Source organism: Virgibacillus sp., assembly GCF_013393565.1.
Taxonomy (GTDB): domain Bacteria; phylum Bacillota; class Bacilli; order Bacillales; family Amphibacillaceae; genus Virgibacillus; species Virgibacillus dokdonensis.
Window position 1 is genome coordinate 1 of record NZ_JABXHF010000073.1, and the last position, 19,792, is coordinate 19,792.

15 protein-coding genes and 5 pseudogenes are annotated in these 19,792 nt (G+C 35.8%); 14 read left to right on the forward strand and 6 right to left on the reverse strand.

All coding sequences use genetic code 11. From position 1 onward, the window contains the following. Nucleotides 1-924 (reverse strand): annotated as a pseudogene (locus HLX49_RS13980) (IS3 family transposase); the annotation flags it as partial. A gap of 641 nt (nt 925-1,565) precedes the next feature. Further along, nucleotides 1,566-3,281 carry a DUF2207 domain-containing protein gene (locus HLX49_RS13985; protein WP_296362642.1) on the reverse strand — a complete coding sequence of 572 codons (1,716 nt, stop codon included), beginning with the start codon at nt 3,279-3,281 and terminating at the stop codon, nt 1,566-1,568. Nucleotides 3,282-3,591: 310 nt separating this feature from the next. Between HLX49_RS13985 and HLX49_RS13990 the strand changes: the two genes are divergently transcribed. The 4 genes from HLX49_RS13990 to HLX49_RS14005 all read left to right on the forward strand — a co-directional run bounded on the left by HLX49_RS13990 (nt 3,592) and on the right by HLX49_RS14005 (nt 7,164). Next, the gene (locus HLX49_RS13990; protein ID WP_101932534.1) at nt 3,592-4,038 is read left to right on the forward strand and encodes a nucleoside 2-deoxyribosyltransferase; all 447 of its coding nucleotides are present in this window, start codon (nt 3,592-3,594) and stop codon (nt 4,036-4,038) included. Nucleotides 4,039-4,059: 21 nt separating this feature from the next. Continuing rightward, a complete protein-coding gene (locus HLX49_RS13995) occupies nt 4,060-5,055 on the forward strand; it encodes a thymidylate synthase (protein ID WP_296362645.1) in 996 nt (331 codons plus the stop codon). 24 nt (nt 5,056-5,079) lie between these two features. Then, the gene (locus HLX49_RS14000) at nt 5,080-5,844 is read left to right on the forward strand and encodes a class I SAM-dependent methyltransferase (protein WP_296362647.1); all 765 of its coding nucleotides are present in this window, start codon (nt 5,080-5,082) and stop codon (nt 5,842-5,844) included. A gap of 75 nt (nt 5,845-5,919) precedes the next feature. Continuing rightward, nucleotides 5,920-7,164, forward strand: coding sequence for an HAD-IIA family hydrolase (locus HLX49_RS14005; RefSeq protein ID WP_296362649.1), 1,245 nt, complete (start codon nt 5,920-5,922; stop codon nt 7,162-7,164). A 506-nt stretch (nt 7,165-7,670) separates the two neighbouring features. On the opposite strand, the gene HLX49_RS14010 is transcribed toward HLX49_RS14005, so the two are convergent. Genes HLX49_RS14010 through HLX49_RS14020 form a run of 3 tightly spaced genes read right to left on the reverse strand, consistent with a single transcriptional unit; the run spans nt 7,671 to nt 11,044 of the window. Next, nucleotides 7,671-8,663: a proline dehydrogenase family protein gene (locus tag HLX49_RS14010; protein WP_296362651.1), complete on the reverse strand. Its 993-nt coding sequence runs from the start codon at nt 8,661-8,663 to the stop codon at nt 7,671-7,673. Between the two features lie 23 nt (nt 8,664-8,686). Continuing rightward, complete coding sequence (brnQ, locus tag HLX49_RS14015; protein WP_077706008.1) at nt 8,687-10,042, reverse strand: branched-chain amino acid transport system II carrier protein; 1,356 nt, start codon at nt 10,040-10,042, stop codon at nt 8,687-8,689. Between the two features lie 21 nt (nt 10,043-10,063). Beyond that, nucleotides 10,064-11,044: a proline racemase family protein gene (locus HLX49_RS14020; protein WP_296362655.1), complete on the reverse strand. Its 981-nt coding sequence runs from the start codon at nt 11,042-11,044 to the stop codon at nt 10,064-10,066. Nucleotides 11,045-11,416: 372 nt separating this feature from the next. Here HLX49_RS14020 and HLX49_RS14025 point away from each other — a divergent pair, with 372 nt between their 5' ends. From HLX49_RS14025 to panC, 3 genes and pseudogenes are all read left to right on the forward strand, one after another. Beyond that, nucleotides 11,417-12,787, forward strand: coding sequence for a sigma-54 interaction domain-containing protein (locus tag HLX49_RS14025; RefSeq protein ID WP_077706006.1), 1,371 nt, complete (start codon nt 11,417-11,419; stop codon nt 12,785-12,787). Between the two features lie 344 nt (nt 12,788-13,131). Continuing rightward, nucleotides 13,132-13,996, forward strand: a pseudogene (panB, locus tag HLX49_RS14030) (3-methyl-2-oxobutanoate hydroxymethyltransferase). 1 nt (nt 13,997) lies between these two features. Then, entirely contained in the window at nt 13,998-14,849 is an 852-nt protein-coding gene (gene panC / locus HLX49_RS14035) for a pantoate--beta-alanine ligase (protein ID WP_296362660.1), read from the forward strand. A gap of 479 nt (nt 14,850-15,328) precedes the next feature. Here panC and HLX49_RS14040 read toward each other — a convergent pair whose 3' ends face one another. Continuing rightward, nucleotides 15,329-15,706 carry a helix-turn-helix domain-containing protein gene (locus tag HLX49_RS14040; protein ID WP_077706003.1) on the reverse strand — a complete coding sequence of 126 codons (378 nt, stop codon included), beginning with the start codon at nt 15,704-15,706 and terminating at the stop codon, nt 15,329-15,331. A 769-nt stretch (nt 15,707-16,475) separates the two neighbouring features. Here HLX49_RS14040 and HLX49_RS14045 point away from each other — a divergent pair. From HLX49_RS14045 to HLX49_RS14075, 7 genes and pseudogenes are all read left to right on the forward strand, one after another. Then, nucleotides 16,476-17,171, forward strand: coding sequence for a DUF4176 domain-containing protein (locus HLX49_RS14045; RefSeq protein WP_296362663.1), 696 nt, complete (start codon nt 16,476-16,478; stop codon nt 17,169-17,171). Then, the gene (locus tag HLX49_RS14050) at nt 17,168-17,395 is read left to right on the forward strand and encodes a hypothetical protein (RefSeq protein ID WP_141130749.1); all 228 of its coding nucleotides are present in this window, start codon (nt 17,168-17,170) and stop codon (nt 17,393-17,395) included. Before HLX49_RS14045 ends, HLX49_RS14050 begins: the two co-directional genes overlap by 4 nt. A gap of 23 nt (nt 17,396-17,418) precedes the next feature. Next, complete coding sequence (locus HLX49_RS14055) at nt 17,419-17,730, forward strand: hypothetical protein (RefSeq protein ID WP_077706000.1); 312 nt, start codon at nt 17,419-17,421, stop codon at nt 17,728-17,730. A gap of 181 nt (nt 17,731-17,911) precedes the next feature. Next, nucleotides 17,912-18,336: pseudogene (locus tag HLX49_RS14060) on the forward strand (DUF600 domain-containing protein). 253 nt (nt 18,337-18,589) lie between these two features. Next, nucleotides 18,590-18,863, forward strand: a pseudogene (locus tag HLX49_RS14065) (LXG family T7SS effector ribonuclease toxin YxiD); the annotation flags it as partial. Further along, nucleotides 18,863-19,303, forward strand: coding sequence for an SMI1/KNR4 family protein (locus tag HLX49_RS14070; RefSeq protein ID WP_296362666.1), 441 nt, complete (start codon nt 18,863-18,865; stop codon nt 19,301-19,303). The pseudogene HLX49_RS14065 and the gene HLX49_RS14070, both read left to right, overlap by 1 nt. A 32-nt stretch (nt 19,304-19,335) precedes the next feature. Further along, nucleotides 19,336-19,792: pseudogene (locus HLX49_RS14075) on the forward strand (IS3 family transposase); the annotation flags it as partial.

Sequence of the window (19,792 nt, forward strand, 5' to 3'; positions counted from 1 at the left end):
TCTCCCCAAATAATTTAAACTCTGTAATATCCGTTACCCATTTTTGATTTGGCTTTTCGGCATTAAAGTTCCGATCTAAAATATTTGGTGCGATATTGCCAACCTTTCCTTTGTAAGAGCGATATTTTTTCATTCGAACTAGGCTTTTTAAACCTAATTCTTTCATGATGCGTTGGACTTTTTTATGGTTTACCTTATGCCCTCGATTCCATAGCTCGTCCCGGATACGGCGGTATCCATAACGTCCTTGATGCTCATCGTAGATAGCTTGAATCAGCTTTTTCAACTCCACATCTTTATCCGGAAGTCCGAATTTACTTACTATATAGTAGTACGTGCTACGTGGAATCTCTGCCAGCTGCAGAAGTGCCTTCACAGGGAATTCATGCCTTAGTTCATAGACTACTTGCGCTTTGTCCTGTTTGGTAATTTCTCCTTGTTTTGAACTAAGGCATTCAACTTTTTTAAATAGGCATTCTCCATGCGTAAACGATCTATTTCTGCTTGTAATGCTTCCGGAGTCCCTTCATCCGGCTTTTGCTTTTTAGATGTATGATCAGAACTTTTTTTCATGGATGGACGCCCCTTTTTCTTTGGTTCTAGGGCATCTATTCCTTCTGCTTCCAATTGCTTTTTCCATTGTAAAAGCGTGGAATGTGTAGAAATATTAAAGATCGCTGCTGTTTCCCGGATAGATGTCCCTTGTTCGTTCATATAATTAAGTACATCTAGTTTATACTGCAATGTGTAAGATGTATAGCATTTTTCAAAAGCTTTTTCTCCGTGATATTCATATTGTTTAATCCAATTTAAGAGGACTGAATGGTCAACTCCTATGGATTTAGCCATTGACTTTACGCCTTCTGCACCACTTTGATAGCGAATGACTGCTTGTATTTTTTCAACATTGGTGAATTTAGCCATAAAAAACTGCACCTCCATTTATTAGAGTTGTGTCTAAAAATTGGGGTGCAGTTCATATACACTGGTGGTTTTGATTGAAAATAATATAGGCATTTATAAATCTTGGTCTAATGCTTGAAATTCTAGCAATCCAAAAGTAAGCATACCCTTCTAATTCAACTACTTTTTCTGCTGGAATCTTTTAGATTCATTAACAGAATCTTCTTTCGGATAGTTATCCTCCTTTAAATATATATTCTTTACAACTATTTTGGTACTTTAAAACTACTAAATTTTTGCACACCTTCTTTTATTCAAATAAATTATAATATCAATATACAGAATATTAAATTAATAATGAATTATAAATGGATATGAGTCATTACAATTTAATAGAACAAATATTGAATGTTAAAATTTATAAGATAAGGTCTTTCAGAATTGTCTAGTTCAAATTCGCACAACATCTTGCTAAACAGATGCTTACAGCAAATTGGTTTCTACCTAAATAACAAATGACGAAAGCATGGAGTGCTCTCGTCACCTTGTTATTACGGCTCTATAGGAGAGTATAGAATTTTTAAGGACTACCGTATAAGCAACGAACGTTTCATCACCATAAAGCGTAATGATAAGCCAAGTTCTTCTAATCTAGAAAGTGGTTAAAATGCGCCTGATCCTCCGCCACTTCCGCCAGCTCCAGCACCGCTTCCTGCACCGATGGAGGCACTTGTTGTGTCTGCAGTTACTGCTGTCTGTGCGTCGTGAAATTGTGTGTTAATAGCAGCTGTAGCGAGTACAAGCATCATGACATCCGTATGATCATCCGAACTTGCCTCAGCTGATGTGGAATGATGCAATAGCTGCTTGTTGGAAGTCGTCCACTTTGTATGGAGTGGAGTATGGTTAACTCCTATCCCATAAATCAAACCGCGTTTTTGTTCATCGTCAGTAAGATTCTCTAAAGAAGTACTTTCAGGCTGTAAGGTTTTTTCTTCAAATTCCTTCCACTGTTTATAAATTCGTGCTCCCTTTAAGGTTCGTGGTCGATAAAGGATAGCAAATAAAGCAAGAAAAACAAATAAGAAGCTCGTGATCGTCATACTAGCGTATAGTTCGTGCATGGCAAAGACGATACTGAATGGGTTGATAAGAAAGCTTAATACGCCTGCCATTATACGAGTACCCGTTTTTTTATCAACGAGATGATGCTCTTTGATTTCCTTCGTGACAGTATAATTATAGCGGTAAAGTTCTTTTTGATACATGTCTTGATTTGCTTTATTTTCCATAAATTCTTTTAAATCGTTCGTGCAAAATACCCCATTATTTCCAACCGTATAAAATAACAAGTCAATAAGTATTTTCTCATGTTGATGGTCTGTTTGTTCATGGATCACAGTAAACTTATGCAAATCATCGTTATCCCGTTGAATGAATCCTTTTCGTTCTAAATCAAGTAAAGCAGCAGTCATTACTGTAGAACCTACTTTGCCATGCTTCATATAAGCGACCGTTGCTGGTAAACTCATTTCTTGTTTAGGTAAAAAGTGTACGGATTCTGACAAACGCGCCAATTCTAATTCTTGTACTTGCTTTTTCCTCCAGGCAACAAATAGTAGGAACAAGCTAAGTAGGCTAAAAATACTTATCACATAAGGTGATATTTCTTTTAACGTTGATTTTCTGTTTAAAAATGCTTGTTCTTTATCGAGCAATGCTTGCTTCGTTGCAAGCATTTCTTCGCGTATGAGTTTCTCTTCCATAATAGAAACACCCGGAAAAAGAGACCGATCATAACTAACAGTAATAGCTCCATTTTCATAAGAATCCACATACCCCATGGCAAAATGAATCGTACCATCCTCTTTTTGTTTCTCTGTTTTAAAAGCTTCATCTTCACCGTAGGCAACGCTATTTTCTGTTTTTTCCGGTGGGTGGATAAATGCATCGAAATGCTCATAATCCGTTTCATTTTCACTATCAAAAAAAGACCAAGAAAATACAACCAGATCAGAATAAGCTTGAAGGCTATTTTTAATGGTATAGGACAATTGAATCGTAACGGTTTCGTCCTTGCCGCTTCGATAAATCTTATAAACATTCTCTTCTTGCTTTACCTTTAAATCTTTTTCAGCTTCTGTTGCAGTTACGTTATGAATAGATGCATCCTTTGAAGGAATTAGGGTGCGAGTCATGCCATTAAATTCGCCGTCAAACTGGTACGTATGCTGCTCGTTGACATGAACGTCCCCATCTTTCTGTAAATAGGCATCCACTCTGCTTTGATTAATGGAAAAATCAACAGCAAAAACGGTGCTGGGGATCAAACATAAGAATAGGATAATACCAAATACTAGGCCGAGTTTTTTTAGCATCGTTTTTCCTCCTTATGTTTTTAGTACGATTCATTGCTGTAAAAAGTTTCAAGCGAGTGAAGATAACATGGGAAAGCGAACTCGCTACATAGTTTTTGTAAAAGGGTGTTCTATGAAACAAAAAAACAACATAACCATGTATAGACTGTTTTTTACTTAAGTAGTAGGAAGTATCATTATTTCAATAATTTAAAAATAAATTAGTATAAACTTACTTAGGAAAAGCAGTACGGACTTCATAAAGAAAGGATAATAGTATACCTCAATACATGTATCCAAGGGTACTTATTTATTTTTAAGGAGTGAGTAAATGAGTCAACGCAAAAAACTATTTCTTGCAGGTCCATTTAAAAGTCTTGTAAACCGAAAAACGGGAGTAATGGATCATTATGAAAAGCAAAAGCTAATGAAGCTCATCTCTTATTTTGAAGATAAAGGCTTTGCTGTTCATAATGCGCACAAGCGTGAGGGGTGGGGAAAAGATTTTATGACGCCTCATGAATGTACAGCAATCGATTTTGCAGAAATAAGCGCTTGTGATCTATTTGTCGCCTTTCCAGGATCTCCACCTTCTCCAGGTACCCATATTGAAATTGGCTGGGCATCCGCATTACAAAAACCAATTATTTTGTTATTAGAAGAAGGAAAAGACTATGCGTTTTTAATTCAAGGTTTAGAATCTATGGCTCCTGTTACTTATATGTATTATCAAGAAGAAGCAGACTATTTAACCAAACTAGAAGAAATGAACTTATAATTTAACTGGAGGATGAAATACATGCGATTTAACAACTTCCATGAGGCGTATATTGAAACGCTTAACATGGTATATAACGAGCCACAGTTTTATAATGCGCCGCGTGGAAATAAAAGCCGTGAGAAACTAAGTTATCACTTGACTATTGAAAATCCGATAGAAAGAATCTGCTATTTGCCTAGCAGAAAAACAAATATAGTATTTAATTTTGCTGAAGCTTTATGGTACGCATCAGGTGACAATAGCCTGGCGTTTATCGGTTATTATAATAAGAAAATGCGTGCGTATTCCATGAATGGAAAAACATTGACAGGCACAGCATATGGTCTAAAAATTTTTGAGTTTGGCAATGCGAAAATAAATCAATGGAACCAAATTAAAGATTTATTAATGTATAACGATCCTGATTCCAAACGAGCGTTTATTCAGATATTTGATGCAACAGAACTAGTAATAGCCAATAATATGGACATCTCTTGTACTTTAGGATTGCAGTTTTTTGTAAGAGAGGGCAAATTGTATATGGCCTCGTTTATGCGCGCAAATGATGCATTTCGCGGCATGGTTAGTGATATTTTTTCCTTTACATGGATGCAAGAATTAATGGCAAGAGAACTTGATTTAGAAATAGGAGAATTCTTTCACCATGTCGGATCTATCCATATTTATCAGCCAGATGATCATTGGACGGAGAGAGTGCTTCATGAAGCAAGTTCTGTATCCAAGCATAAAAAGACAATGTTTGAATTTCCTCGTATGCCAAGCGGTAATAACTGGCCTGCCATAGAAATGGTGTTAAAATATGAAGCCTTATTAAGAAATGACCATATAAGCATGACTGGCAGTGAAATTGAACAGCTTGATTTACCAGAATATTGGAAGCAAGTTGTGTTACTTTTTAGTTTGTATCAATATATAGCTTATCAAAGACCAATGGATGATTCCCTTTATCATCAGTTGTGGCCAGTATATCAGCATTTAGTAGTTAACAAATGGCCCATTCTACAAAGCAAGTAAATTAGAATGATAGCGAGGTATCGTATGAAAACGTCATTTAAAAAAAGTGATATCGCGAATAAGTTTGAAGCTTATAATGACATACTTGAACAAATATTAGGTTTTCGATTTGTTTTTGAAACACTACGGTCAAACCCCAAGATAGCAAGTGTACTTGATTATGGTTGCGGTCCAGGAAAGGTATCGTATCGATTAGCGGAAAAAACGGGAGTAAATGTTTACGCTGTAGATGAGTCCAAAGAGATGATTAACATCGCATCGGAAAAACGGAGCCATCCAAATATAAAATATCATTTAATAAATAATGATAATCTTTCTTTTCTGCAAGATAATTCAGTAGATGCAGCTATGGCATGTTATGTATTTATTAATACGGAGAAAAAAGAACAAATTTTAACAATTATGAAGGAGATTTATCGCGTTTTAACTCCTCAAGCTTCTTTTATTATCTTAGATACGAACCCGGATTCTACGGGGATTGAGTTTTCTACGTTTCAAAATGGAAGGAAGGGAAAAACATATAGGTGCGGTGAAGCGCGGCAAGAATGGTTACATTTAGACCAGCAAGAGGACTTAATATTGCGTGATTTTCATTGGCCGAAGTCTGTCTATGAGGAGCTTTTAACAGAAGCTGGTTTCCAAGGATTAGAACTTATAGAGCCAACGTTAAAAGATATTCCTGAAGCAGAATTAAAATCGATCCAAGAAAAGCATCCTTTTCATCATTGGAAACAGGAATGGGAATTTCCTCCGTTTGCCATATATAAATCGATGAAACCAGAGAAATAGTAGTGAAATTATATCGTTTTTCTATTAGAATGGGTAATAACTAAGTTCTATTACCGATTCTAAGGAGAGGAAATAATGGCGATAGTTGATGAGTTTGATAGATTTTTATTTGATTTGGATGGGGTTGTTTTTATCGGGGATGAACCTCTTTACGGGGCAGTGGAATCACTTCAACGACTTCGGCGAGCGAATAAAGATATTCGGTTTTTAACGAATGACCCATGTACAACAAGAGAAAAAACGGTGAAGAAATTATCGCGTCTTGGGATAGAAGTAAGCAAAGAGGAAGTGATTACCTCCTCTTGGTTAACGGCACAATATTTACAAAGGGAAAGCATTCATACTGCATTTATTTTAGGCGATGAACATTTAAAATGGGAATGCAAGCAGGTTGGAATGGATACAGAAGTAGAAACAGAAGTAGAGGCTGTCGTTGTCGGATGGAGCAATGACCTCTCTTTTTATGATCTTCAACATGCTGCAGCATGTATTCATCAAGGAGCAAAATTTGTTGCAACGAACCCAGATAAAACATTCCCTACGCCAAATGGGCCTTTGCCAGCCGTTGGGGCAATTATAGAAGCGCTTCATGCATCAACAGATCAAAGACCATTTATTATCGGAAAACCTTACCCGTATATGTTTGAAAAAGCGCTTGAGAATGTGGATGCTACTACAAAAGCGGTGATGATTGGTGATAATCCATCTACAGATATATTGGGTGCACATCAAGCCGGAATACCAGCTGTTTTAGTATCCGATAAGCAAGTGAAGGCATTTCCATCAGCAAGAGATTTTCGTAATTCAGATGTTACGGTATCGAATTTAAAAGCGCTTTTTGATCAAAGCATCGTCATGAAAAACTGGACGCAGCCAGATTTTGCATGGCCTGAAGCAATTAAAGCTGGCGTAGCAGGGATCATATTTGATCGTGATCAGCGTGTGTTATTAATGAAACGAGCAGATAATGGATTATGGGGGATACCATCTGGACATGTTGAGCCGGGAGAAACAGTGGAGGAAGCGATTATTAGAGAGATTCGTGAAGAGACTGGCTTAGATGTTAAAGTAAACCGATTGATAGGCGTTTATTCTGATCCAGAGTCGCAAGTTTTTTCTTATCCGAATGGAAACGTAAGTCATTTCGTAACCAATTGTTTTGCATGTGAAGTAATTGGGGGAAATGTCGTTGGGAAAAATGATGAAACGTTAGATGTGCGTTACTTTGATATAAACCAGCTACCAGATGACCTCCTTCGTATGCATCCAAAGTGGCTCAAAGATGCGATCGTAAAGCGAAATGTTTCTTATATTCGGTAGTTTTAGCCCATCAAAAGCGCGTTTTCTAAACCAGCTTTTCCAAAAGAGAAATAGAATGTCGTTATATGGAAAGAATCAACAGACGAAGTGCCCCTTTTTAGGAGAGATGCTTCGTCTGTTTTGCGGAATGAAGTAATAATATTCGTTGTACAATGCTTACTGATTGCATGCTAAGCTAGAAAATCTACTTTATAGAAGAGTAATATACGAAAATGGCAGTAGGGGCAAAATGATGACGTCATTCAGTGGGAGATAGGATTAACCTCCTGCTGAATGACGTTTTACTTTAAAAGATAAGAAAGTATAAAATTTGATGCTATGGCGTAACCAAATAACCGAATGGGCCTCGTCCGGCTCCAGCGCCCAGCGACTAGGCGACTTCACGAAATCGCCCTACGATAAGTCATCACCGGTTCGTTCCTCACCGTGATTCCTAAAACTTTAGTTGATTCGTTCCACTCGCTACGTTGCTAAACGGGCGCTTGCGCCTTTGTTCTTAAATAAGTTTATGATTTTCTCCTTCTTGCCTTTATACAGCAAATCGTCGCAAAGGATACAATGAAAAGACTTGTAATCACAGGTCTTCTTTTTAATCGGTTATTATCTGTGTAAAAGGCATCTTTTATAACCAAATTCAAGTTTTGCGGACGTTCTGCTAGGCGGCGCATAAAATACCCAAACCAGTCATCACCAAATGGAATGTAAGTACAAAAATGATAGCCTTCTTTAGCGAGTTTAGACTGTAAATCGTTTCGAAATCCATAAAGCATTTGAAACTCAAAACATTCTTGATCCAAATTATTCTCTTTAACAAAATTTTTTAATTCATCAATAATGTGATGATCATGTGTAGCGAATGAGGTAAACGCCCCATCTAAAAGTCTTTTTTTGCAAAGTCGCAAAAAGTTATCGTCTATTTCTTGTTGGTTTTGAAAAGCTACTTTTGCATCCTCCTTGTAAGCGCCTTTTACCAAACGTATACGTACATCTTTAAGGTCCATTAAATCATCTTCTGACCGATATAAATAAGCTTGGATAACCGTACCTACATTTGTATAATTTTTACGTAGCAGAATCGTTAATGTCTGCTCATAATGGGCGTAATCTTCCATATCAATATTGACAAAAATGTTATATTTTTTTGCGAGATCAAGAATTTCTGTCATATTTAAAATACAGTAGTCTTGGTCAATATCTAACCCAAGTTGTGTTAATTTAACGGATAAATGGCAATCCATGTTTTCGTGTTCAATGGCTTCCAGCAATGATAAGATTTTATCCTTTGCTTTGCTAGCTTCTGTCTTATCCAATACAAATTCCCCTAAATTATCTAGTGTACAACTTATTCCAGTTGCATTCAGTTGTTTAACCGCTTTTGAAACATTTTGTATAGTAGTTCCCGCTATGAATTTATCTGCTCCAAGGAAAAAGCCCCACTTTTTCGCTTGATTATTTAAGAATTCATTATTAGAGATATGGATGAAAAAATTTCGCATCATGTTTAAACCCCTTTACAATAAAATTAGATAGCTTTTCCCTTGAGATTATATTTACGTTTGTCTGTTCGGCTATATATAGAAAATAGAAAACCAACCACTCCTCCAATAAATGCTGGTAGTATCCAGCCTCCTCCGTTTGAAAATAAAGGAAGGAATGAAAAAAAATCATTTAAAATATTTTCCGTGACAAGTCCCGTTTGTTTGATAGCATCCATGATAGCAATGCTACCTGCGCCTATCATTGAACCAATATATACAGGTTGATATCCTTTAAACCAGTTATTCATTAGCGCTAATACAATGAGTGTAATGGCCATTGGGTATAGAAAGAATAGTACAGGCGTTGCCATGTTTAAGATTTGATTTAACCCAAAATTTGTAACTATTAAACCCAAGCAAGCGTGCATGCATATCCAATTCTTATAACTGATCTTTGGGCATACGCGTTCAAAAAATTCAGCAGCGGCCGATAAGCATGCGATATTTGTCGTTAACCCAGTCAGAATAACAATTGTCCCAATCATCAATAGACCAGTGTTACCAAGTAAGTATCGGGAAGCTTCAGCAAGAACGACTCCACCATTATCTAAGATTCCAATTGCTTCAATACTTGTCGCTCCAAGCCATGCAAGTGAAATATGTAAAAGGGATAAGCCGACAACAGTAATGAAACCAGACTTAATAAAGATACTCGCAGTTTGTTTTGGATTTACTACACCTAAACCCTTTAGCGTTTTCATGAAAACGCCTCCAAAAACAAACGCTGCTAGAACGTCCATTGTAAGGTAACCTTCTGTAAATCCTTTAAGAAATGCACCCTCTATATAGGCCGGTTGTGGTTGTTGTATTACTCCCATTGGTGTAATAATCGATTTTATTACAATAATAAGAAGTAGAATGGAGAATATAGGAGTAATGACTTTTCCTAGTCGGTCAACAAACTTATTAGGGTTAAGAGAGAGAATAGCTGTTATTGTTATAAATAGAAACGAAAAAACAAATAAAATAACGTTTGCTTCCATATTAATCATTGATAAATTAGGACGTATAGAAATCTCGTATACTACGGATGTGGTACGCGGTATAACATAAAATGGTCCCAAGGTTAAAAATAATAAAATACAAAAGTAGAAGCTGAACCTCGGGTGGACTCGTTCAGCTAGAGTTTCCACTCTCCCACCAGCCATTGCTAGCGCAATAATCGCTAAGAGAACAAGTCCTACTCCTGTTATTAAAAATCCAAACATGGGAACCCATGCATTACTGCCAGCTTGTTGCCCAACTATAGGGGAAAAAATAATATTTCCCGCACCAAGAAACATTGCGAACAGCATGAAGCTAACTGCTAATAATTGAAGCGCTGTCAATTTTGTGTTCATATTAAACTCCTTTTTCTATAACTATACCGAAAATCCGTGCTTAAAGGGGTCATCTTGGTCAATTACAAATTGATGGAATCCTGTTATCCATGCAGAACCAGATACCTGTGGAATAATAGCATTAAAATGACCGACTTTTGTTTGTTTTACAACACTCGCAGTAAAGGAAGTACCAATTATACTTTCATGTTTCATTTGCTCACCAACTGGGAAATTAAGTAAAGCAAGTTTTGCCGAGGTGCCAGTTCCACAAGGTGAACGGTCGATTTGACCATTTCCGAATACAACGACATTACGATAATAATTGTCCTCAACTTGTTCACTGAATTCTACTAAATCTACTGTATTTATATGCGGATAATCTGGGTGTGAAATAGTTATCTGTTTATTAACCGCATCCTTTATTTTCATCCCTAAATCAATAAATTTTTCCGCATTATTAAGCGATATGCTTAAAGAAAGTTGAGTAGCATCTAATATGGCAAAAAAATTACCACCGTAGGAAATATCCAACGTCAATTCTAGATTTTCCTCTATTTTCACAGTAAGGTTTCGTCTGTACACAAAAGCAGGGGCGTTATGGAATGAGACTCGTTTTACTTTTTCGTTTTCAAATGTTACATGGCTTGAAATAATACCAGCAGGTGTATCAAGAAGAACCTTTTCTTTTTTTTCAATCATACCAAGTGAAATTCCCGCAGTAACTACAGCGATAGTACCGTGACCACACATATTCAAGTAGCCTTTCGTATTAGCGAAAACAACGCCGAGATCACAATTCTTATTACAGGGTTCGGTAATAAATGCTCCGAACATATTTGAGTGCCCTCTTGGCTCATTCATTAAAACTGCTCTTAAATGGTCAAATTTCTCTTCTAGCTCTTGTTTCTTATCCCACATCGTATTTGTTTCTAATTTAGGTATCCCTTTTAAAATAATTCTAGTTGGCTCACCCACTGTATGTGTATCGACTGCTTGTAATAGGCTTGAGATATTAATCAATAGTCATCTTCCTTTCTAATGATATAAAGCTTTCAAAATTCATATAGCAAAAAATATGCCAATTGCTTTGGATCCCACTAGTCTAAACTCAGCTTTAAACGGCATGATTTCATCATCTTGAAAACCTGAGTATTAAACTGCTTCCATAATTGGGAGATGTGTGCTGAACAAGACAAAGTCAGAGAGGATTTTGTAAGAAGTTTTTAGATAATACGCTAGTGACTTGAAAAATAGTGGGGATAAATAAAAGTCTAACTATTTGATATACATTTTGATAAGGTGTTGTATTTTGTTTTATGTATACTTTATTTACAAAAATGTAAGAAAAGTATACAATTGTTTACAGTTATCTGATAAAGGGGGTGGGGTGAAATGAATAAGAATTACATATTAAATACAATTCTTGCAACAGAAGATGATGCTATAGTAGTTATTGCACCTGATTGTAAAGTTTTATTTTGGAATGATGCTGCAGTTCAAACGTATACGATTCACCAAGATGAAATCATTGGCAAGCCAATAACAGATTTTTTTCAAGACGAAGATTTATTGCTTTTATATGTTTTAAAAACGAAACAACCTGTTAAAAATGCGTATCATCGTCCTAGAGAGGATAAGCATGTTGTAATAAATTCCGCTCCGATTTACAACGATAACAACGAATTGATTGGTGTAGTGTCCATTGATCGTGATGTTTCTAACATTGTAAGATTAAATGAAAATTTGTTATCAACTTCTACAGAGTTAAACGAACTTAAGAGAAAAATATATATGAATAAAGAAGAAACCCCTTTTTCAAAAATGAAAGGGAGAAGTCCAGCTTTACAAAAAACCATACGTATTGCTAGAAAAGTCGCTAGTACAGATGCCACAACGCTTATCCTTGGGGAAAGTGGAACAGGAAAAGAAATATGTGCGCAAGCTATTCACGATGCAAGTGCTCGAAGGGATGGACCTTTTATACCTGTAAATTGTGGTGCTATTCCAGAAGCGCTGTTTGAAAGTGAGTTATTTGGATATGAAAGAGGGACATTCACAGGGGCGGAAAAACAAGGGAGAAAAGGAAAAATAGAAATGGCTGATGGAGGTACTTTATTTCTGGATGAAATTGGTGAGCTTCCTAAAAAAATGCAAGTGAAGCTTCTTCGAGTATTGCAAGAAAACCGGGTTTTTAGAATTGGAGATTCAAAGGGAAAAGGGTTAAATGTGCGGTTCATTGCAGCAACGAATCAAGATCTTGAGAAACTTATGAATGAAAATAAGTTCCGTTCGGATCTATATTATCGACTCGATGTTATTCAAGTGAAAATGCCATCGTTGAGAGAGAGAACGGAGGATATTCCAGAGCTTGCTAACTATTTTTTGAAACAATTTGCATCCCAATACCAAATGCCTGTCCCTTTATTAAAAGAAGAAGTTATAACGCAACTTGTTGCTTACAAATGGCCAGGAAATATACGAGAACTTCGTAATCTTATGGAGAGAATTACGATATTGGCTGAAAATGGATATATCAACTGGGAAGAGCTGACGCAACACTTTAACTTGCAGAGAAAAAAAGTGGAACAGAATAAAATAACTGATATGTCTTTATTGCAGGAAAAGGAAGAACTCGAAAAAGAAAGAATTATACAGTTGCTAGAAAAATATAATGGCAATAAATCAGTTGCTGCTAAAAAACTAGGTATCTCACGTGTGACTTTATATAAAAAGATACAGCAATTTAAAATTAATACATGTTAAGGGCTGCTATGGTACCTTTTGATACCGTATATTGTTATGGAAAGGTAGGAAAGCCATTGAAGTTACAATGAAAGTAAGTGAAAATAAAGACTAGGTTGTATAAGCATACTGCATCATCATTGAACGTTCAAATCTGAAAACGCTGTATACGCTAAAGAATTTAACGTTTTGTTTTAAAGTGAGCGATTTGAAGTTTGCGTGTTTAACTTGCTCGATAAGCAAGTTATTATTTTTTATCTGCTGAAAAGTATAGAATCTTTAGATTATAGTAAATGAAAGGCTGCAGTATCCTTATAAATTTAGGTAAAAACAAGTTTTCCAACCAAACGGCAGGGGAGATGAAAATGAAGTATACCATTGAATTTTCGAAAATGAAACACGTAGGAGAAAAAATAGCAATGGTAACTGCTGATGATTACTCACAAGAAAAGCTAGCAGAAAAAGCAGGTATCGATATGATTTTGGTTTGTGATTCATTAGGAATGGTTGTGCTTGGTTATGATTCGACTATACCTGTTACGATAAGTGATATGATTCATCATACAAATGATAAGTGATATGATTCATCATACAAAAGCGGTCAAGCGGGGTGCGCAAGACACGTTTATTGTAACGGACTTGCCTTTTATGTCTTATCATATTAGCAAAGAGGAAGCGCTTCGAACAGCTGGGAAAATGATGCAAGAAGGTGGTGCTCATGCAGTCAAATTAGAGGGAGGGGGAGAAGTAATAGACATCATTCAAGCGTTATCGAATGCGGGGGTCCCGGTGATGGCGCATCTTGGATTAACACCGCAGTCTGCCGGAGTACTAGGGGGATACAAAGTGCAAGCAAAGACTGCTGAACAAGCGACAGAATTAATGAAAGATGCGAAGCAATGTGAAGTAGCAGGAGCATTTGCTCTTGTATTAGAGTGCATTCCGCACCAGCTTGCGCAAAAAATTGCATATCAATTACGTATTCCTGTAATTGGAATCGGAGCTGGTTCGAAAACAGATGGACAAGTGCTTGTTTTTCATGATGTGGTAACATTTGGCGTCGAGCGTGTACCGAAATTTGTTAAAAGTTTTGCAGATGTAAATCGTGAAGTATTGCATGGATTAAACGATTATATACGGGAGGTAAAGGCAGGTCACTTTCCTAAAGGAAGTAAGCATACATTTAGCATGGAACAGGAAGAATTAACTTCCTTAGAGAAAGGGGAATAACGTGAGAACCATCGCATTAAAAGAAGAAATGTATTTGTGGGCAAAACAAGTAAAAGCAGCTGATCATTCCATTGGTTTTGTTCCGACTATGGGGTTTTTGCATGAGGGGCATTTAGCATTAGTGGAAGAAGCAAAACGAAATAATGATTACGTTATTATGAGTATTTTTGTTAATCCGCTGCAATTTGGACAAGGCGAGGACTATACTACATATCCTCGAGATGAAAAGCGGGATAAGAAACTAGCTGAAGAAGCTGGTGTTGATATATTATTTATGCCTAGTGTTGATGACATGTACAAGCATAAGAAGTCTATAAAATTGATGGTGACAGAAAAGACAGATAAGTTGTGTGGTGCAACACGTCCAGGACATTTTGATGGCGTGGTTACTGTACTAACAAAACTGTTTCATCTTACGATGCCTAACCGCGCTTATTTTGGATTAAAGGATGTGCAGCAGTTCGCAATTGTAACTGCTTTGGTCGAGGAATTCGATTTCCCTGTAGAAATTGTTCCAGTGGATACAGTGCGTGAACCTTCTGGACTAGCAATAAGCTCAAGGAATGTCAAGCTGACAAGAGAGGAGAAAGAAAAAGCGCCTGCTTTATTTAATAGTTTGCTATTAGGGAAAAAGCTAATTATCGAAGGAGAGACAGACGCAAACGTTATTATCAAAACAGTTCGTCATTATTTAGATCAGCAGTTAGGTGAAAATGTAGAAGTTGATTATGTGGAAATGCTGACTTTTCCTTATTTAGAAGATATCTCTGAAGTAAATGGAAAGGTGGTTATTGCGGTTGCAGTGCGATTTTTAACGGCAAGACTAATTGATAATATTATAGTTGACTGTTAGGTTTATAATTTCAAACAGAAAATTTGAATATTTCATCATCGTAATGATCCTTGCAAATGAATTTCAGTTAAGAGTTACTAATATTATGTTTACTCGGAAATACGGAAAGGCTAAATGTTTTCGGTGACGGTACCCTCCATTGTCACCGAATCTCTAGCTTGATACAGACCAATCTGTGATTGTAGCGCTTAACTTATAGTTGTATACCCACCTATTTCAATTCACGCACCTATCCAAGGTGCGACGCGATTTCCACCTATAATTCCCCAAAAAACACTCTAAATCCTTTATTTTTAGAAGGAAAATCCTAAAACATGGCTTCTTTCATTCCATTTATTAACAAAAACAATCAAAAATAGGTGCGATCCCCCGAGGTTTCTATGTGCACTTCAGGTTCGCACCAACATGATTATGTGGATTAGTAGGAAAGACCTTCATAAACTTATCGCTGGTATTCAAGCTATGTATCTCTTTATTGTTTACAACTCCTCATTAATAAATCGCCAAAATTTCACTAGTTTTTCCACGTTTTCAGTAGGATTATCGCTCAATTGTTTTAGGAATTCTTCTTCTTTCATTTCTTTTACGATTTGCAATTCCAATTCAGTTAATGAGAAGTCATCTTCTATAGTAAAATTCACGGGATGTTTAGGTTGATCAATTAACCCCAATAAATAATCGGTAGATACGTCAAACAGCTTTGCTAGTGTTCTAATTGTTTCAATGGAAGGCTCATTTTTTCCTTGTTCGTAATAGCCGTACGCACTTGTAGTTATATTTAGTTTTTCAGCGATATCTTTTTGACCGTATCCGTTTTCTACTCGTACATCTGTTAAACGTTCACTAAAGCTGTACATTGCCAGCCCCCTTTAAAGGTATTTTAACAGAATTATACAATTAAATATTGGTTGTTTTTATATTTTCAACTAATAATTGGTAAAGTGTATATGCTACAAGGAAGAGTTGTTGGCTGAGAAGATTAATGAAGAAGCAAATAGATGTTCAGGTAAGTTTAATCTGTTGTGCAAACGTTTATGAAAAGAGCTTTATTTCAATTAAAACAACAGTATAGTTTTTAATCACAATAATACGTTGTAAAAAATAAAACATATGGTAAAAATACTAGGTGAAAAGAACTGTACTTATACTCATATAGTTGGAATTATTCATGAATAATTAGGAAAAAAGCCTTGTTGTGAATGGATAATTTTAGCATTATGATAATGATATAGCATAAAATAGCTGAATTATGCATTTTTATAAACATGTAACCGCTTGGACAGTAGTTACCATTAATTATAAAAGCATTTGCAGGTGAGTTTTTACACTATAGGATAGTTTTTTCCATACAAAGATGACGTATATAAAGCAAATTAAAACAGAACAAGATGGCCATTCAATTTGGACTGGGGAACTGAGCCCATGTGGGCACACTTTACTAGACTGAGATACTGTTTTAAACAGGCAATTATGTTTAAGTTTTTACACTATAAAAAAGTAAAAAAATTAGTGTTTATAGTAAACATGGACAGTGTTTCATAAGACTTTGCGATAAGCCAACATCGGGGAGCAAGGTATTTCTTCTACCGATAACGAAAGGAGATGTTGATAGTTATGACGGAACGGATGCAAAAACAATTAACCACGCTTGTTTTAAAGAAAATAAATCAGATATTGGAAACATCGCAATCCGGTTTGGATTTGGACCTAAAACAAAACGTTCGTGAATTTTTTCAATTATGTTTGCGCGAGGAGAAGGTGTTATACGATTTATTTTTAGCTGTTAAGAAAAGGGAGCCTAACATTGATGTAGCATGGAGCCATGGCATCATTTCATGTAAGCAAGAAGAAGGTTACTGCACAGTTATGTTTATAAATAAGCAGTTTACTTTGCATCATGATAGGTTATTTCAACTTTTAACAAATGCAATAGAAATAATGAGGGAAGTACTGCCACTTGGAACGGTTGTGGAGCTCGATCCTACTTTTTTTAAGCCGGATAAAAATAAGACATCTCCTTCTAAAGTAGTAATTACGGAGCGGTTTGTAAGTCCAAAAAATTACCAAAGTTATTTTCCCTATGTCGGAATATTGTATCCAGTTGGTGAGATCAAAGCGGGTGCGAAAATCAATTTTACCGCACCACTGATAAAAAGAATCATTCACCGTGGGTATCAGGATGAGATGGAAGAAGCGTATGTATTCTTAATGAAAAAAGAATTTATTGTTGAAAAAGGTATGAACTCGATTGAGTTTTCCAATCATGATATGGCTCAGTTAGAGCAGGAGATGGATTTGAAACAAAAAGTAGGTGATGTGTGATGGCATTATATGATCGCGATTTTTGCCGTGGCTTGTTGTACGCGGGATGGGATGCAGGGATTATTAACAATTTGCAAGATGCACGGAAGGAAATTAAACAAAACTTTGCTGATATGGATTTAGAAAATGCATCTGTAGAGGAGCATATGGAAGCGATTGTGAATGAGATGGTGCATGAACTTCAACAATTAATTTCGGAAATCGAATCCATTCATTTCCGCTAGTTTTGGATGATGGGAGAGGTTTTGTGGTATCTGGACAACAAATTAAAGTGGACTTTATAGCACTGCAAAAAATTATTGATGAGTTACGGGTAGCGATTGATGATTTTGAGGGGTATACAACAGACTTTCGCTCTAATACGAGGGACAGGCTTAAAACCTTTAATTCGGATTTTATCTCCAAAGTGGATGGTTTATTAGATAACATGAATAACGATGTCAATCAAGACTTGGTCAAACAGATGGAAGAAATTCATCAAGCAGGTGTAGCTCTACTTAAAGGCATGAAAGAAGTTGACGAGGAGCTTGGAGCAGCCATTGGCGGTGAAGGTTCGTGAAGCGTGACTTACAAATAAAAGTTAATGTTGAAATCAAATACGACCAAAATAATAAAAGGCCATCAGAATTTATCGTGGAATATGAAATAGGTGGAAAATATGAGGAAGTAAATATAATAAACTAGGAGTGAATGAATTGGGTAAAGTATTTGAGGATTACTTTAGTGAATTGCAGGAAGATATGGTTTCAATTTGTTTAGAGTATGTTTTTGAAAGAGCTAATAAAAATATATATATTGTTCATATGAAGAAGGTCTAGTTTCAAGTGACTTTTTTTATAATATCAATGGTAAAATTGTAGAGAGACATAAACTCAATGATGCATTAGTTAATGAAGAGGATGATACCAATTTTTCTTATGATATAGCAGTGGAACGGCAAAAAGCAGTTGTAAAAATAATTAATGAAAATATTAAAGAAATAGTTAAATTATGTAAGAAATATGATCGTGAAATGCCTGCAGAAATTAAGATTGTTTATGATGTGAAATCAAATGAACTAACCGCACGTTATAAATATGAACTTGTACACACAAATGATTCTAATAAAACTGCAAGTTCTATTGCTAGACTTTGGTTTGAACAAATTAAAAAGGAAAACAATTAGTTAAATGTTACATTGCCCAAGTTCATTTCGGAACTTATGACTAATGAGTGATTAATAACCCTTGATTGAGTTTTGACTACTCAGTCAAGGTTTTTTAGACTTTAATTTCGGAGCTTAATAAGGTTATTACGTAACAACTACCAGGTATATCTCACCGATCTCAAGAAATACGATGATGCGTGTGGATTGTAATGATATCTGGGCGAATTTGAAGCAAATAGAGGGCGGTATAACTAGTAATGTGTTTAAGGCATTTGATAAGGTAAAAAATAAAGTAATTAAAGAGTGGGAAGAAAACACGGGGCAAAAGTGGCCTGTGTTAATGAAAATGTTATTTCAGAAAAAACGGTAAAATAATTAGGAAACAAGGAGATAAGTATGATGCTCATCATATGATTGAAAATACTTTTGGCGGAGAACATGAATGGTGGAATATGCATCCTGCAAAGTTCCCAAATGAGCATCAAGCTGGTATACATGGAGCAGGTTCACAAGCAAATAAACTATTTAAAGGAAGTAAAAAATAATGGGATACGAATCTATGAAGGAAAATAAAGAAAATAGTTTTTATCCAGTAACTGAAAATGAAATAAAAGAGGTTGAGAAGGAACTCAATTTAAAATTTCCTAAGGAGTTTGTTAATTTTTATATAGAGGTTGGCTACGGGTTTATTAAAGGTTCAGAGTTTAATATAAATCGTATTATGGATCCTTATTCCGTAAGAGATTTTCGATTAGGAGATAATGATTTTGAGTTTTATCCTGACATAGAAATCTATAATGAATTTGAAAATAACAAACTAATATTTTTTGAAAGTAGCGAATCAGCTTTAATGTCAATTGAATTGAATGAAAAGAATAGCAGTCCAGTTTATTATTATGATATTCAAATTGCGACTTCTCTTGAGGAATTTTTAAGAAAAAAAGAAGAAAATGATAAATATTACTTGGAGTTACTAGTTGATTAAAAAACATAATAAAAAGCATACCTTGATTGGCTAAATGCCTTAGTTCAAAACAAGGAGAAATTACCAAACAGGACAAAGCGCAAGTAGTCTATGAACTAAGGCATGAATTCCCTGTGAAGGCACTTCTGCAGCTGGTAGAGATTCCACGTAGCACGTACTACTATATAGTAAGTAAATTCGGACTTCCGGATAAAGATGCGGAGTTGAAAAAGCTGATTCAAGCTATCTACGATGAGCATCAAGGACGTTATGGGTACCGCCGTATCCGGGACGAGCTATGGAATCGGGGGCATAAGGTAAACCATAAAAAAGTCCAACGCATCATGAAAGAATTAGGTTTAAAAAGCCTAGTTCGAATGAAGAAATATCGCTCTTACAAAGGAAAGGTTGGCAATATCGCACCAAATATTTTAGATCGGAACTTTAATGCCGAAAAGCCAAATCAAAAATGGGTAACGGATATTACAGAGTTTAAATTATTTGGGGAGA